We start from the raw sequence: 15,725 nt of genomic DNA, 5'->3' as shown, positions 1-15,725 counted from the left end.
AGAGAGCGCATGAAGAAGCACGGCGGCCACGGCGTTACGACGACCGTTGTATTCCTTCTGCTGCTGGTAGCGACCAGCATGTTAATGCGGCTATTTTATCAATGGGGTTTGCCCTCCGCTTATGTTTGGATTTCCTGGGCTTCTTTTTTATGGGCCGAGTGGCTAGTCTTCCGATTTGTCCGGGGCATGCTGCTTCTGGATCGGAGAGGGAGACAGGTATTGCCCGCCTATCTGGTCAAAGGAACCGTCATTGGCGGCTATTTCGTCCTTCTGCTCGTTTATTTCATTGTGCTTGGGAGCCTGATCCGGATTCCCGTTTTGTCCTTTGCCATGGTACATATCTCGACATGGGTTGTTCTGGTCTGCGCTCAGCTCCTGACTGGCAAATATGTTCGTTTCGTAGCCGAAGGAGAGGAGGACCGGGAGCACCGCACTTTCTTTATTCGGCAAATGAGGGACTCGTTCGCCTCGATACGGGATGCGTTGGCGAAATGGGATCATCCAAAGAAGGAATCGATTGGAACGGTCGTTCAGTCGATCGGGGAACATCTGGATAGGGCGAACCCTCTTAGTATCCCGTCCTTATCCTCGCTCGAAGAAGGGGCGCTATGGCAGATGAGGGAACTGGAAGGATGCATCGCCAAATTGTGCGAGCCCGGAGGCGCCGAGCTTCATCTAGAGATGTCCTTGCGACTGGCCCAAGATATCGTTGCGGATTTGGATAAGCGGGGGGCCAGGCTGCGGGATTCTGCCTACAGGAGGAACGATTAACATGAAATACCTCATCAAACCGAAGATTCCCGGCTACGGGGTTGTTCTTATGTTTTTTATTTTTTTCCCGATCGGTCTGTTGATGCTGATAATCCGGGCGGTTCAACATCGCCACGCCAACCATTTGAAAACAGGCGATCTGAAGCTGCTGGCCGCTTTTTTGATGGGGATCTGGTTCTTGCTGTGTACCTCTTTTTTGGCCCTTACTCAGGGGGAAGGGGAAACGGCTGGTTACGTTATTTTGGTTGTCGTATTTTCTATTTTATTCGCTCTTCCGGCTTTCTCTTTATGGATTGTTGCGCGATTAAGGACAAAAGCGCTGGAGCAAACTTATGGTCATTACGAGATGATGATTATGGACCAGCATATGACCTCTGTCGATGTGATCGCCCAGAGCACGCATCAGAATCCCGCAACCGTCATGACCGATTTGAATCGTATGATCCATCTGGGGCGGCTGCCGGGCGCAACCTTGTATGAGAATCCGAGACGCATTATCGTTGCAGGAAGACGGAATAGGCCGGAACCGAGCTTGGTGAATTCGTTTAACGTAGAGATTAATCAGGAATTCCATTTCGGAGAGCCGCAGCGTCAGCCCTCCAAGAAGAAATCATCAGAAGGCAAGAACGAGCCAGCCCCGACTCATAGAGTGACGGAGTGTTCCGGCTGCGGAGCCAAGATGTCGTTGGGCGCGAACGAACGCAAGGTGTGCGATTACTGCGGCACCCCGCTGAAGTGAACTGTTGGCATCGTTGGACGGATAGCGGAGCCGTATGAGTTGGGATCGGGCTTAATGAGGCTCGGCATTCGCTACGCCGAACAGTTGCTCTGCAAGAGGGGGGAACGATCAGATCGAGCATCATACCATCCATAGCGTCCCGCCCCGGAGAGGCGTATAATAGGCGCTAGAGCCTGTCATAGAGCAAAAGAGGAGTGCAACCCGTGGCCTATCCGATCGAAAATAAATTTGTCGTCGCCGTCGCTTCAAGCGCCCTGTTCGATCTGACCGAATCGGATCACGTGTTTCGGGAGCTGGGGGAGGACGAATACCGCGCGTACCAGAGAAACAACGAATACGCCACGCTGGGCAAAGGCGTCGCCTTTCCGTTGATCAAGCGGCTGCTCGGCATCAATACGCCGGAGGAGCAGCCGGTCGAGGTCGTGCTGCTGTCGCGGAACGATCCGGATACGGGGCTGCGCGTCTTCAAATCGATCGAGCACTACAAGCTGCCGATCAGCCGGGCCGCCTTTCTCGCGGGCAACAATCCGTTCGAATATATGGAAGCGTTCAACGCTTCGTTGTTTTTGTCCGGCAACCCGAAGGATGTCAAGGAGGCGGTGGAGCGGGGCTTTCCCGCAGGCTGCATGTACCCGACCGACTATATCGACAACGACGACGATCAGGAGCTGCGCCTGGCTTTCGACTTTGACGGCGTTATTGCCGACGATTCGGCCGAGACGGTGTTTCAGTTGGACGGGGAGATCGAGTCGTTCCATGACCATGAGAGGCAGAAGGCCGCCGAGCCGCTGCCGGCCGGACCGCTGTACCGGTTTTTGACGGAAATCTCCAAGCTGCAAAATCGCGAGGCCGAGATCAACCGCAACAATCCCGCATACCGTCCCAAAATCCGCGTCGCCATCGTCACCGCGCGCAATGCTCCCGCCCACGAGCGGGTCGTCACAACGCTGAGAAAGGCGAATATCCGCATCGACGAGGCGTTCTTCCTTGGGGGAATCGACAAGGGGAGGGTGCTTGCGGTGTACAAACCGCATATCTTCTTCGATGACCAGGTGGGCCATATCGAGGATGTGGCTCGCCTCGTCCCGTCCGTTCATATTCCGTTCGGCATTACGAACCGCGAGCGGGACGGGGGATGAACGGCTGCCGCGGATGTTCTTAGGGAGAGAAGAGCCGTGCGCTAGAGGGGGACTCGCACGCATCGTGCAGCAGCGCTTTCCGGCGAGCGGGGCCTTGACCGCGTCGCCTGCGCCATTTCTCCAAGAAAAGCCCGGAAATCGAGCGAACGAAGTTCGCCGGTTTCCGGGCTTTTTGAGGGGAAGAGGGGCTTAACACCCGCTTGGCGGCGGGGAAAATGATCAGCCGCCCGCCAGAATATCCAGCGTCCGGGGGAGGCTTACTTTCCCGCGCCTTTCGTCAGCATGGACGAGGCTTCTTTCATGGTTTGACGGATCGTGGCGATATCGACCCCGTAATACGTATCCGTATCGATGAAGTACAGCCGACCTTTTTGAACGGCAGGGAGGCTTTTCCAGATCGCGGATTGCTCGATTTCCTTGAATGCCCCCTGATCGTCGCCTTGTCCGCGCACGATCACGAACAGATGGTCCGCTGCGTATTCGGGCAGCTTCTCCAGCGAGATTTCGACGGCGGAGCCGTATTTGGCTTTGGCCAGCTCGGCGGCGACGGCGGCGGGCGGCTTCGTTTGCAGCGCGGTTCTGACGGTGTATCCGGCAAAGTTGCGGTTCAGGTAAACGCGCAGGCGTCCCTTTTCGATCCGGAACACCGATACCGTTTCGTCGCCAATGGCGGCCTTGACCTGCTCCTGCGCTTGCTTCCTTTCCTTCTCATAGCCTTCGATCCACGCCTTCGCTTCCTGCGGCTTGCCGACGGCATCGGCAATTTTCGGGAACGTTTCGTAGATCGGGTCCTGCTCGAACGAGAAGTAGACGATCGGTGCGATTTTCTCGAGCTGCTCGGTCACTTTCGGGTAAATTTGCGGAGCGATCGTCGACATGACGATCAGATCCGGATCAAGCTGCAAAATGTTCTCCGCGTTCGGCGGGTCCCCGATCTTCCCGACACCGTTCATCTGGGATTGGGTAAAGACGATTTTGAAGTCGTTGTTGCCGGCGGCAATCGGCTTGACTCCGACCGCGAGCATCTCCGCCGAGAAGTCGCTGACGACGATGCGCTGCGGCGCTACGGGAATTTCGACCTTCCTGCCGAGATCGTCTGTGAACATGCGCATTTGCGGCTTGGCGGCGGTAGAGCCGTTCGCACTGGTTTTGTCGGTCGATGCCGCTCCGTTCGTCACCGCCGGGGCGGTTGTCTTGGTATCCGTTTCCGGTTTTGTCCCGCAAGCGGTGAGCAGAACCGCCAGCATGAGCACGGCGATGGCCGGTAGCCGGACCGATCGGCAGCAGTTTCGTACAGCTTGTGTCATGACACCCTCCATGAATGATAATGATTCTTGTTATCGTTAAAAATCATACCATTGCCGGAGCCGGCGAACCATAGAGGGTTGTGACGGTTTGGATGGATTTTTATGCGTCATTGAAACGGATAAGGCGTTCCCTTAGCGGGCAAGGAGCAGCGAGGCGGCCTCGTCCATCTGCCGCATGATCGAAATCGGGTCGAACGCGAGCCAGCGGCGAACGTCGACTTCATAGACATTCCCGTTGCGCACCGCGGGAAACTGGCGCCATGCAGGCATCGTCCGGATCCGGTCCCAGACTTGACGGCTGGCCGAATCGGGCTGAAGAACGACAAATAGATGGTGGGCCGCATAGTACGGCAGCTCTTCCGGGGCGATGACGCTGGAATGGAAGTAATGGTTGCACAAGGATTGCAGCCGGATTTTTTCCGGAGGCTCCAGCAGCAGGGAGCGGTAGAGCGGGTAGCCCATATTCAGCGTGCCGTATACTTGCAGCAGATTCCCCCGTATCCGCAGTACGGCGGCAGACCGGTCCGAATGGCCCGCCGCTGCGGACAGCTTCTGGCGCAGCCGCGCGGCCCGCTCTTCATAGGCGGCGATCCAGCGGTCGGCTTCTTCGTTCCTGCCCGTCAAGCTCGCGATCGCCCGGAGCTGCTCGTATACCGGGTCCTTGTGCATATTCAGTACGACCGTTTTGCCGATAGCTGCAAGCGCCGGCTCCAGCTCCTCCCGAGCGGTCACGATCAAATCGGGCTTCAGCGCGCGAATGCGCTCCGCGTCGGGCCGGGAGTCGAACCCGCTGACGTCGAGGGCCGTAGCGGACCAATCGGGGAAAGAACCGCTTACCATGCTGCCGTCCGCGCCAACGGGCTCGATGCCGAGCAGGCGAAAATGCTCGTAGTAGTCGAGCGCGACGATGCGCTGCTGCGGTTTCCGCCGGTAGGAGAGCGGGGGAAGGCCGACGGCTTGCCGGAAGCGGCGGCTGAAATAATACGGGTCGGTAAAGCCGACCTGCCGGGCAATGACGGCAATCGGCGCCTCGCTTTGGCGCATCAGCGTCTTGGCCCGTTCCATCCGAAGCCCGGTCAAATAGTCGATAGGGCTCGCTCCCATGTATTTGCGGAACAACCGCGAGTAATGCTCCGGATTCATGCCGGCCAGCGCGGCCAGCGTTTCGCGCGTTACGTTCTCGTCGAGATGCCGCTCCATATAGGCAGCCGTTGCTTCGATTCGTTGGCGCGCCTCTCCTGCCATGGACATCCGCACCTCTCGCTAAAAAGTCTGTAAGCTAATCTATGAGAATTGTTATCAATGATTGCAGTATAGGATAAATCGAGGCGGGTTTCAACGGAAGCGGCGAATTTTCCGCCCCCGGCTTCCGTAGCGTCCTGTGCGGGAGAGGCGTATAATAGGCGGTAGAGAAGACGTATTGGGCGAATTCGCGTAAGATCCGGTTTGATCCAATCTGTAAAGGGAAGGGTGGCCGATGTCCGCAACCGTAATGACCGTAGACGACGACTCGGAGCTGCAGGAGATACTGAACCTGTTTTTGACCGCGGAGGGCTTCCGAGTGCTTCCCGCCTACAACGCCCGGCAATGCTTGGACTTGTTGCAGCGCGAAACCCCCGATTTGATCCTGCTCGATCTGCAAATGCCGGACATGGACGGCGCCACGTTGTGCCGGCAAATCCGAACGATGTACGATCGGCCGATCCTGTTTCTGTCAGGGAACAAGCAGCAGGAGCATAAGCTTCAATCGCTGCAATCCGGCGGCGACGATTATATGACCAAGCCGTTCGATCCGCTCGAGCTGGTGGCACGGATGAAGGCGAATTTGCGATGGAGCGCTCAGCTGGCCGCCATGGCGGAGAAAAGCCGCAAGCTCCGTTACCCGGGTTTGGAGATTGATTTGGACCAATTGATCGTGAAGGTTAACGGGGAACCGGTTGCGCTGCTGCCCAAGGAGCTTCAACTGCTGCTGACGCTGGCCCAGCACCCGAACCGGGTCTTTCATCCCGGGCAGCTGTATGAGCAAATCTGGGACAGCCCCTCCAACTACTCCCCCGACACGATCAAAACGCATATGCATAACCTGCGCAAGAAACTGGAAGGCGGGTCGTCCCGCGCCAAATATATTGCGACGGTGAAAGGCTTCGGTTACAAATTCGCCCCCGTCACGTAAAACCGGCTGCCCCCCCCCAACTAGCTTTCCAGCGTCAATATAGCTGCGCAAGACGCCATGCAGAGAAGGATCATCGTGCGGCAAATGATATCGATGCACGGGAGTAGTTGGCCGGAATGAGAAGTTTCTGGATCGTCGAATAGCCGCACTAAAGACTGAGCATGAAAAAGAAATCGTAGGCGGCGTAGAGCGTCTGAATAAAAACAAAGTGACATCCATATGGGTACAGCCCAAATAAGCGGAGTGAAAAGGTCGCCATTCGTGGCGGCCTTTTCATTTCGGGCCGAACTCGTCTTCATGTGGACGCTTCTGTCCGGGCGGCCGCGCTAAGCCGGGGAAGCGGGACGAAGGCGATCGAATGTCCTTTCTGCACGGCCGTTGGGGCGACTCCGGTACATTTTTTGAAGACGCGATGAAAATACGACTGCTCGCAATAGCCGAGATGATCGGAAATTTCCGCGATCGTCATGCCGCCCCCCTTCAGCAATTCGCAGGCGACCGAGACTTTGACCTGATGAATGTAATCGATCGGCGTTTGTCCGAGCATTTCCTTGAATATTCGCGTCACGTGATTCGGGGAGCGGTCGATGTGACGCGCCAAGTCGGACAGCTGAATCGGCTTGCAATGATTGTGGACGATATAGTTTTGCAGTCTGCCGATCAAATCTTTTTTGACCGTGGAGTTATGCTTGTGCCGAGCATCGTGAATCAGTCTTCCGACCAGCTCGAGCAAGATGCCCTGGCAGATCAGATGCCCTCCGAGCGCTTGATCGAACCATTGCATGAGGAGCATGGAGAAACGCTGTCTGAAGTAATTGCCGTTATGCATCGTCCATTTGAATACGCCGTTTTCGCGCAATACATCCAGGGCCGATTCCGCTTCTCCGGATGCCGTGAAATGCGCGGAATATTTCTGATGCGGGCCTTTGGCATCGTTATGGCAGGAGCGGATCGTGCCGGACGGGATAAACAGAACGTCCCCTTCGTGAAGCTCGATCACTTCTCCTTTTACTTGGTAGATCACTTTTCCGCGTACAACGAAGATCAGGATATGGTGATAGACGGGCTCGTCCCGGATGTGCCACTTCTCGATGCGGTCGTCGTACAAGACGGATTTCAAAGTAAACATGAGTCATCCACCTCTCCCATTCCGGAGTCGATTATCCATTCTACGCGCGAAACCGATGTCCTTTGTTCGTGGGATGCATTTCGCAAAAGGGTTGAATTGTTCAAAAAGAATCGCTAACGTTCATGGATATTGAAATCGCGCTCATGATAAATTGGAGGTACGTTTCAAACAGAGAGGGGATCGGATGTTGAGTGAACCATTAAAGATCATTGACTGCGACGTTCACAATGCGTTAAGAAGCGAACGGGATTTGCTGCCGTACTTGTCCGACGCGTGGAAGAACCGGGTGGCCCAATCGGGACTCGGTCTGATGTACTCCGGCTACTACTCTCCTGTCGGTGTCGGCAGGCAGGATGCTTTTCCTCCCGATGGCGGAGGCGTCGGATCGGACCCGGATTTCGTCATCAAGCAGCTGGTCGAGCCCTTTAATATGGAGTACGCGATTTTGACCGGCAATTTGTTCAGCGTGTCGGTGGGCCATGATCCGGACTTCGCCGCAGCCGTCGTCAGCGCCTACAACGATCATTTGGTCGAACATTGGCTTGACAAAGACCCCAGATTCAAAGGCTCGATTATGATTGCCTTGCAGGATCCGCAGCTAGCCGCCAAAGAAATCGACCGGCTCGGTTCCCATCCGGGCTTCGTCCAAGTGGTGAGCAGCAGCGCCTCCCGGATGCCGCTCGGGCAACGATACTTCCATCCGATCTACGAGGCCGCCGAACGAAACGGACTGCCGATAGCGATCCATCCCGGAGCGGAAGGGGCCGGACAGGCCAATCCGCCTACGGCGGCGGGGTATCCGACATGGTATATCGAATGGCATACTTGCTTGTCGACGACATTCATGGCGCATCTCACCAGTCTTATATGCGAGGGCGTATTCGAGAAATATCCGCGCTTGAAATTCGTATTCATCGAGGGCGGCGTATCGTGGCTGCCGCATCTGATGTGGAGGCTCGATAAAAACTACACGGCGCTTCGTTCCCAAGTGCCTTGGCTGAAAAAAATGCCGAGCGCTTACATTCGCGACCATTGCTTCTTTACGACACAACCGATCGAGGAGCCGAGTCGGCCGTCCCAGCTGAAGCAGATTTTCGAGATGATCGACGCGGAGCATATTTTGCTCTATTCCAGCGATTATCCGCACTGGGATTTCGATTCTCCTGATCACATTCTGAGATGGTTGAAGCCGGAAGAGCGGAAACGCATTTTCTACGAGAACGCCAAGCAGTTATACAAGCTGTAGAGAGGAAAGGCACAATGACTGTACATGTTGTCGGCACGGCCGACCAGATTGCCGAAGGACAGCATCGCGTATACGAAGTCTCGGGGCGCTCCGTCGTCATTTACCATATACAAGGCGAATATTACGCGATCTTGAACCGCTGTCCTCATCAAGGGGCGGAAATGTGCAAAGGACCGGTATGCGGTACGACCTTGCCCTCCGATGTATACGAGTACGCGTTTGGAAGACAAGGCGAAATCGTCAGATGTCCGTGGCATGGCTGGGAATTCGAGATCAAGACCGGCAAATCGCTCGTTCGCCCCAATACGCGATTGCTCCGCTACGAAGTTGTGCTGGAAGACGGCAAGCTGGGGATCATCCTGTAACGATGGCGAGGAGTGAAAAGCGGCGCACATGCAGAAAACATTGTAAACGTTTACATTAGATCTACAACTTCAGCGGATGTACAGGGTAGAGCAAACGATTCCATAGGGGGGCAACAACTTGGCGATCGTATCGAAAAAAATAGGGATGGCGCCTTTATTGTTTATGCTGCTGCCGCTTGCCGCTTGCGGCAAAGCGGGCAGCGGTGCGGCGGAAGAAGTACAGAATGTGCAGACGCCTCCGGCGGAAATTATTTTCTATGGCGGCTCGACTCAACCGAAAGATTTTTTCGATAAACAGTACGGGGAATTGCTTTACAAAAAATTTCCTCACCATACGTTCAAATATATCCAGATGCCGAGCGGGAATATCCAGGAAGGCACGACGAAGCTGCTGACGGAAGGCCAGCGCATCGACATTTTCTACAACAATATCGGGATTTTCGAGAACACGCTGTTTTCGTTCGGGATGCAGTACGACATGACCGAACTGATGAAGAAGCATCAAGTCGATCTGGGTCGGCTGGAGCAGGAATCGATTAAAGCGATGAAGCAGTTTTCCGGAGGAAAAACGTACGGCGTACCGGTTACGGATATGAAGTTCGTTCTATTTTACAACAAAGATCTGTTCGATAAATTCGGCGTCGGGTATCCCCGGGACGGCATGACGTGGGACGAAGCGGTCGAGCTGGGCAAGAAGCTGACGCGGTTCGAGAACGGCACGCAGTATGTCGGGTTGAGTACGTCTCCCAGCCAATTCATCGCCCAAAACCAGTTGTCCATCCCGCTCGTCAATAACGAGACGGAGCAGCCGACGATCAATACGAATCCCGGCTGGCGCAGGCTGTTCGATGCGCTGTTCGTGCAGCCGATGCAGGATAACGGCGTTCGCAGCAAAATCGGGACATTGAAGGCGATACCGGGCAACGATGCGTTCGTGACGAAACAGGATTTGGCGATGTATGCGTACAACATTGCCATCTACATCAGCCCGAGCTTGATTCCCGCCATGCAGCAGTTCAATTGGGATATGGTTACGGTGCCGGTCTTCCCGGATGCGCCCGGAGTCGGGACGCAGACGACCCCGTTCTACTTCGGCTTGACCAATATGACGAAAGAAAAGGACGCCGCCATGGAAGTGCTGAAGTTCATGATTTCGAACGAGTACCAAAGCTGGGTTTCCCGGCGCGGCTTCATTCCGACCTTGATGACGGAGGATACGAAGAAAGAGTACGGGAAGGAAACGGCTTTCCCGGATAAAAACTATGCGGCGCTCTTCAAATACAAAAACGCGCCGATCCCGCCTTCCGCGGACTATACGTTCTCGGTGAACAGCGTGTACGCGGCATCCGCCTTGCCGATCGCGGACGGCACGAAAGATATGAACACGGCGTTCCGCGAGGCGGAGGAGCTTGCGCTCAAACGGATCGAAGAAGCCAAGAGGATCAGAACGGCAAAATAAGGAGAGGCGGCAGGTCCAAGAGCGGGATTCGCCCCATGCGGTGCTAATCCCGCCGAGACCAGCGGAGAGCCGTGCTTGCTTCGCTTGGAGCGGCGGGGGCTGCCGCTGTATGGACATTACGACCCATACTTTCCGATTCGCAACTTGTATGCCGATGACGGCCGGTTCGCCATTATACAAACTGTCGGATGTCGTTGTTGCGCCCGAACCGGAAAGTCGCGATCAAGGCAAAGGCGGCGGCGAAGGCGATCAGAATGGCCATATTCAAAGACAGGCTGCCGAACGACTGGCCTTGCTGAAGCTTGTTGATCATATCGAGCAGCCAGTGCTGCGGCATAAATTTCGAGATGTTGCGCACGGTATCCGGCATGATGTCCATCGGGAAGAAGCAGCCGGCGAGCAGGCAGGTAGGCGTGATGATCAGGTTTTGCAAGGCGCCAGCGCTCACGCTGTTCTTGGAGAACGCGACGATCAAGAGCGACAAGCCGATGGCCGTCAGCCCGAACAGAAACAGCGCCGGAACCAGGTATCGATAAGGGATGCCCGAGTCGGTATGGAACACATTCTTGATGATGAATAGCGTGACGACGATCTGCAGCAAAAGGACGACCGCGTTCGCGACGACATTCGATAACACGTACTTTTTGGCCGACACGGGCGAGGAGAGAAGGCGCAAGAACGTGCGGTTTTCCTTATCCTTTAGAATAATTTCCGACATATTCACGGCGGAAAACATCATGAAGGTAATCAGGAACCCGATCGATTGATACGTCATGATCTTCGTGTTGGACGTGTCCTGCACCGTCTCGGCAGTCAGCTTGAAGCTTTGCCGATCGTAGGCGTCATACAGCATGGCGAACCGGGCGTCGTCCGGGGCGTTGCGGCCGATTGCGGCGACGTTGCCGATATAGCCGTGCAGCATGGACTTGACATAGGCGGTCACCTGCGCGCCTTTTACGGAAACGAGGGTCAATTGCTCGGGCTCCCCTTTCCGCACGCTGGAGGCAAACCCCGCCCCGAACAGGATGCCGCTGTCCAGTTGACCTGCGGCAATCTGGCCGTTCAACGTCGGTTCGTCGGCAACGGAGGTGACCTTGACTTGATTCATGCTTTCGAGAAAGCGGATGGCATTCTGCGTGATCGTCTGATCGCCGTCCCGGTTTACGATGCCGATATGGAGCGTGCCGCTGTTTTCGTTGCTGTACAAGAGCATGGAGACCAGCACCCCTACGATCGGCAGTCCGATATAAATGAACCAGCTTTTTTTGCTGCGAAACGTGTTCGTCAGCGTTTTACGGATAAGCCATAACAGGTCGCTCATGTTAGAACGCCTCCCGTCTGCGCATGGAGATAACGGCAATGATCAGAAAAACCGCAGCGATGCCAATGTTCAGTTCGATGGCGGGCCATGCGGCCGAGCTTTTGTCCAGATAAATAATTTGCGTCAAAGCCGTATTGGCCCACCGCAGCGGCGACAGGTTGGAAATCCAGGTCATCACGCCCTCCGTATCGCCGATCGGAAAGTAGGCGCCGCCGATAAAGGAGGCAATCTGCGTGAAGATCATGATGATCGACCGGGCGCCGTCGCCTTGAATGAGAAAGCTCATCCCGAGCCCCAGGCTTACGGCAAGCAGCACTTCGGTGAGCAGCACGAGAAACACGGAGACGTAGTGATTGCCCCAATCCGCCTGGAAGACGAATTTGCTGAATAACACGACGGCGATGACGCACAGCATATTGATAAAGGTGCATCCGATCACTTTCCCGAGGAAGATCTCTCCCTTGCTGATCGGAGCGGCCATCAGCCGGATGGCGGTGTTGCGGGTGCGTTCCCCGCGGAAGAGCGAGCTGGCCGACATGGCGGAGTAGAGGGCGATCATGGTCGTCATCGCAACGGCATAATAATCGATCGAGCCCGGCCGCTTATCGGCAGTCAGTGCGGTCTCGCGGATGAAATCGACGGGTTGCCCGGCGCTGGCGACGATCGCTTGCGCGGCGGCCGGATCGGTCCGGAAGGCCGCGGCTGCGAGCGAGTAACGGTCAGCGAATGCCGTCAGCATCCCTTGCAAAATGTTGCTTTCGATCGTGTCTTTGCTGCTCCCATACAGACGGATGCCGGTATCGTCCAGCTCTGCATAAGCGCTATAGCGGTTGGCGCGAACTTCGTCCCGTCCGTCCGTCGCGACGGAGGCCTGTTCGATCGCCACGCCTTCTTTGCCGATCGTTTCCGCGAACCCGTTCCAATAGGCGGTCAACTGGGGGAGGGTAGCTTCGCTTTTGACCAGAAGCCGCAGATTGCCTACATGAATGTCGTCGGAGAAGGTGTTGGCAAGCGCGGAGCCGAGAATGAGCATCAACAGAATCGGCAACGCCAGCATGAACAGGAACGTCCGGGTATCGCGCAGATTGGAGCGGATTTCTTTATAAGCTATCGTCCATATCGTCATGACCTTCATCCTCCTTACGTGTTAGTCCCGCAAGTTCCGGCCGGTCAAGGTCAGGAATACGGTCTCCAGATTGGGCGCTTGCTCTTCGACGGAGCGGATCTCGACCTGATCCTTGATCAACTGCTGAATGATCCGGTTCAAATTGTTGATCTCCGCCTTGGACACGAGCTTGAGCGTCTGCTCCTCCAGCCGGACGGAGGTCACGCCCTGAATCGCCTTCAACGGCTCGGTGTTCAACGATTCGTCGGACCGGATGCCGATCCATATTTCCTTGGAATCGGTAATGATGGCTTTGAGCTGCTCTTTGGTGCCCTCAGCAATGATTTTGCCATGATCCACGATAGCGATACGGGTGCAAATTTCTTCGACTTCCTCCATGTAATGGCTTGTATAAATGATCGTGCAGCCCATCTCGTTCAGCTTGCGCACCGAGTTGAGAATATAATTGCGCGATTGCGGATCGATCCCGACGGTCGGTTCGTCCATGATGATCAGCTTGGGCCGGTGGGCTATCGCGCAGGCGATGTTCAGCCGCCGCTTCATCCCTCCGGAGAAGTTGCGGGGATAGCTGCGGGGCTTGTCGCCCAGGCCGACGAATTCGAGCGCTTCTTCCGTTCGTTCTTGAAGCACGGCCCCTCTCAGACCGTACAGCCCGGCAAAAAAGCTGACATTCTCGTAAGCGGTCATGTTCTCATAGATCGCCAGATCCTGAGGCACGATGCCGGTATTCATTTTGGCAAATTTGCCGTGCTTGGCGATCGTTTTGCCGAGCAGGGCGATCTCGCCCTTCGTGCTGCGCAAGAGCGAAGCGACCATATTGATGGTCGTGCTTTTACCGGCTCCGTTCGCGCCCAGAAAACCGAATATTTCCCCTTCGCGCACGTTAAGTGACATATTGTCGACGGCGATGAAATCGCCGAATTTTTTCGTCAGGCCGCGGATCTCCAGAACGTTGCTCACCCGAATCACTCCTTAGCGGTTATGACTGTATTGTAATCAAAAAGGATGCCCTCATGTCAGTGCATAAGTTCATCCTTTGGCTATGAGAATATTCATGTTTTACGAGATGAGAAATATCATGTTCCCTGATAAGGCAGCAGCGTCGTGACGCTGAAGCCTTTCGTTCCGTCGACGATCACCGTTCCGCCCGCAGCCGCAGACCTTTCCTCCATGCCGAGTATGCCAAGCCCCTTCACGACCTTGGGCGCTCCTTTGCCGTTATCCGTGACGACGGTCTTAATGAAGGTGTTCAGCATCCGCACCTCCACGTGAATCGCGGTAGCTTCGGCGTATTTAAGGGCGTTCGTGACCGCTTCGGTCGTATTCTGCTGAATGATCTTCCATTGGAGAGGCGTAATCTTATCCAGATCTCCGTCGTGACTGAGCGTGGCCGTCACGGTCTCCTTGGTCGACAGCTCGTCCACGAACAGCCGAAGCCGATTGATCCCGAGCTCCTCGGAACGCGGCTTCATATCCTTCAGCGTCAGTCGAATCCGCTCGAGCCCCTCCTTGGAAATGGCGATCGCATTGCCGAGCAGCTCGGATGCCTTGTCCCGGTCGGAGGTCAACAGCCGCCGCGAAGCCTCCATCTGAATGAGCGCGCCGGCCATCGCGTGTCCGATGTCGTCGTGAATGCGCTGGGACAGCCGGTTGCGCTCCTCCAGCTTGATCGTATACTCCGACTGGCGGATATAATCGATATTTTCGTGCAGAGAGCGGGTGAGCCGGTGCACATCCTCCCGCGTCCGCTCCCGCTCGTCTTCGAGCTTGGCCAGCTTGCCGCCCATCGAGTTGCCGCAGGCTTGAAGCAAATAACTGAGCAAGGCGCAAAGCAGGTACGGCGGATACAGGACAACGGGTAGGAGGAGGACGGGCAGTACCATGGCTGTCAGCGTCAACAGCCTTCTCTCCTTCGGCAAGGACAGCAGCTCATGGGCGTTGACCGGCAGAAGCAGCAGGAACAGCGGGTTCAGCCGGACGGCGAAGACGATGACCGAAGCGGCGGACAGCGCGACCAGCAGTCGTTTCGGCTGCTGCTTTTTGACTATCGGCACGGCGATATTAAGGGCAAGATACAGCAGGTAGGCAAGCATGTGCCAAGGGTTGACGGCGGATTCGGAATCGGCCAGATAAGCAGCCGCAACGACATACCCGAGCACCGCCGCTTTGTTCCCGATCGTCCATAGCTCCATCGGTGACATCTCTCCTATTCGTCCGACATTTTCAAGGCGCCGGTCAAATAATAAATGGCGATCTGCGTACGATGCTCCAGCCCCGTCTTGTTCAGGATCGAGGTAATGTAATTGGCCGCGGTCCCTTCGGAGATGAACAGCTTCTTGGCGATTTCTTTGTTGGACAGCCCTTTGGCGATCAGTTCCATCGTGTCGAGCTCGCGCTCCGTGAACAGGCTGCGGTCGATTTTGCCGCCTTCGGCCGCCTGCTTATCCGGCGCAGATGCCGGTTTGTTTGTGGGCGCGGATGCAACGGCCGCATGCGGACCGGCAAGCAGGTTGGACTTCAGCTTATCCAGCACGACGTCCTGGAGCACGTTATGATTATGGTAAACGCTTTTGATCGCGTCGCGGATGCGTTCGGGGTCGTTGTTTTTCAGTAAATATCCGCGCGCTCCGGCTTTCACAGCCTCTAGAATGAAGTCGTCGTCATCGAACGTCGTCAAAATAAGCGGCTTGGCGGTAGTCCGCTCCGTCAGCAGGCGGGTCGCCTCGACGCCGTTCATATTCGGCATCCGCACGTCGAGCAAGGCGACGTCCACTTCGTGACTTTGACAGAACGCTACTGCCTCGGCTCCGTCGGCAACCGTGCCGACCACTTCAAATTCCTCGAAGCTGGTCAAAATAATTTTCATGCCTTCCCGAATAAACGAATTGTCGTCCGCGATCAGCACTTTAATTTTCAATGAGGCTGGCCTCCTCAGAACCTATCGGTTTTG

At 55.8% G+C, this 15,725-nt stretch carries 15 protein-coding genes; 7 read left to right on the top strand and 8 right to left on the bottom strand.

Annotation, left to right across the window (positions count from 1 at the left end):
• Positions 1–9 precede the first annotated feature (9 nt).
• From ABD796_RS29110 to ABD796_RS29100, 3 genes are all read left to right on the top strand, one after another.
• The gene (locus ABD796_RS29110) at positions 10–771 is read left to right on the top strand and encodes a hypothetical protein (RefSeq protein ID WP_344915025.1); all 762 of its coding nucleotides are present in this window, start codon (positions 10–12) and stop codon (positions 769–771) included.
• A gap of 1 nt (position 772) precedes the next feature.
• Positions 773–1,510, top strand: coding sequence for a hypothetical protein (locus ABD796_RS29105; RefSeq protein WP_344915023.1), 738 nt, complete (start codon positions 773–775; stop codon positions 1,508–1,510).
• Positions 1,511–1,713: 203 nt separating this feature from the next.
• Positions 1,714–2,649 carry a 5'-nucleotidase gene (locus tag ABD796_RS29100; RefSeq protein WP_344915021.1) on the top strand — a complete coding sequence of 312 codons (936 nt, stop codon included), beginning with the start codon at positions 1,714–1,716 and terminating at the stop codon, positions 2,647–2,649.
• 257 nt (positions 2,650–2,906) lie between these two features.
• Here the strand turns inward: ABD796_RS29100 and ABD796_RS29095 are convergent, their stop codons facing one another.
• Positions 2,907–3,956 carry an ABC transporter substrate-binding protein gene (locus ABD796_RS29095; protein WP_344915019.1) on the bottom strand — a complete coding sequence of 350 codons (1,050 nt, stop codon included), beginning with the start codon at positions 3,954–3,956 and terminating at the stop codon, positions 2,907–2,909.
• Positions 3,957–4,088: 132 nt separating this feature from the next.
• Positions 4,089–5,207: a helix-turn-helix domain-containing protein gene (locus tag ABD796_RS29090; protein ID WP_344915017.1), complete on the bottom strand. Its 1,119-nt coding sequence runs from the start codon at positions 5,205–5,207 to the stop codon at positions 4,089–4,091.
• A gap of 226 nt (positions 5,208–5,433) precedes the next feature.
• Here ABD796_RS29090 and ABD796_RS29085 point away from each other — a divergent pair, with 226 nt between their 5' ends.
• The gene (locus ABD796_RS29085; RefSeq protein WP_344915015.1) at positions 5,434–6,129 is read left to right on the top strand and encodes a response regulator transcription factor; all 696 of its coding nucleotides are present in this window, start codon (positions 5,434–5,436) and stop codon (positions 6,127–6,129) included.
• A 295-nt stretch (positions 6,130–6,424) separates the two neighbouring features.
• On the opposite strand, the gene ABD796_RS29080 is transcribed toward ABD796_RS29085, so the two are convergent.
• Positions 6,425–7,258, bottom strand: a complete 834-nt coding sequence (locus tag ABD796_RS29080; RefSeq protein WP_344915013.1) for a helix-turn-helix domain-containing protein — start codon at positions 7,256–7,258, stop codon at positions 6,425–6,427.
• Between the two features lie 184 nt (positions 7,259–7,442).
• On the opposite strand from ABD796_RS29080, the gene ABD796_RS29075 reads away from it, so the two are divergent.
• The 3 genes from ABD796_RS29075 to ABD796_RS29065 all read left to right on the top strand — a co-directional run bounded on the left by ABD796_RS29075 (position 7,443) and on the right by ABD796_RS29065 (position 10,328).
• Complete coding sequence (locus ABD796_RS29075; RefSeq protein ID WP_344915011.1) at positions 7,443–8,504, top strand: amidohydrolase family protein; 1,062 nt, start codon at positions 7,443–7,445, stop codon at positions 8,502–8,504.
• Positions 8,505–8,518: 14 nt separating this feature from the next.
• A complete protein-coding gene (locus tag ABD796_RS29070; RefSeq protein WP_344915009.1) occupies positions 8,519–8,869 on the top strand; it encodes a Rieske (2Fe-2S) protein in 351 nt (116 codons plus the stop codon).
• A 118-nt stretch (positions 8,870–8,987) separates the two neighbouring features.
• Positions 8,988–10,328, top strand: coding sequence for an ABC transporter substrate-binding protein (locus ABD796_RS29065; protein ID WP_344915007.1), 1,341 nt, complete (start codon positions 8,988–8,990; stop codon positions 10,326–10,328).
• Positions 10,329–10,500: 172 nt separating this feature from the next.
• Here ABD796_RS29065 and ABD796_RS29060 read toward each other — a convergent pair whose 3' ends face one another.
• From ABD796_RS29060 to ABD796_RS29040, 5 genes are all read right to left on the bottom strand, one after another.
• Positions 10,501–11,649 (bottom strand): ABC transporter permease, encoded by a 1,149-nt coding sequence (locus tag ABD796_RS29060; protein WP_344915005.1) that lies wholly within the window; start codon positions 11,647–11,649, stop codon positions 10,501–10,503.
• A 1-nt stretch (position 11,650) separates the two neighbouring features.
• On the bottom strand, positions 11,651–12,775 hold the full coding sequence (locus ABD796_RS29055) for an ABC transporter permease (protein ID WP_344915003.1): 1,125 nt from the start codon (positions 12,773–12,775) through the stop codon (positions 11,651–11,653).
• Between the two features lie 21 nt (positions 12,776–12,796).
• Complete coding sequence (locus ABD796_RS29050) at positions 12,797–13,735, bottom strand: ABC transporter ATP-binding protein (RefSeq protein ID WP_344915001.1); 939 nt, start codon at positions 13,733–13,735, stop codon at positions 12,797–12,799.
• A gap of 116 nt (positions 13,736–13,851) precedes the next feature.
• The gene (locus ABD796_RS29045) at positions 13,852–14,967 is read right to left on the bottom strand and encodes a sensor histidine kinase (RefSeq protein ID WP_344914999.1); all 1,116 of its coding nucleotides are present in this window, start codon (positions 14,965–14,967) and stop codon (positions 13,852–13,854) included.
• Between the two features lie 14 nt (positions 14,968–14,981).
• The gene (locus ABD796_RS29040) at positions 14,982–15,692 is read right to left on the bottom strand and encodes a response regulator (protein ID WP_344914997.1); all 711 of its coding nucleotides are present in this window, start codon (positions 15,690–15,692) and stop codon (positions 14,982–14,984) included.
• Between the last annotated feature and the right edge of the window lie 33 nt (positions 15,693–15,725).

The sequence above is a fragment of the Paenibacillus hodogayensis genome (assembly GCF_039536325.1).
Lineage (GTDB): Bacteria > Bacillota > Bacilli > Paenibacillales > NBRC-103111 > Paenibacillus_AB > Paenibacillus_AB hodogayensis.
The sequence above is the reverse complement of the archived record's forward strand: the minus strand, read 5'-3'. Positions and strand labels throughout refer to the sequence as shown.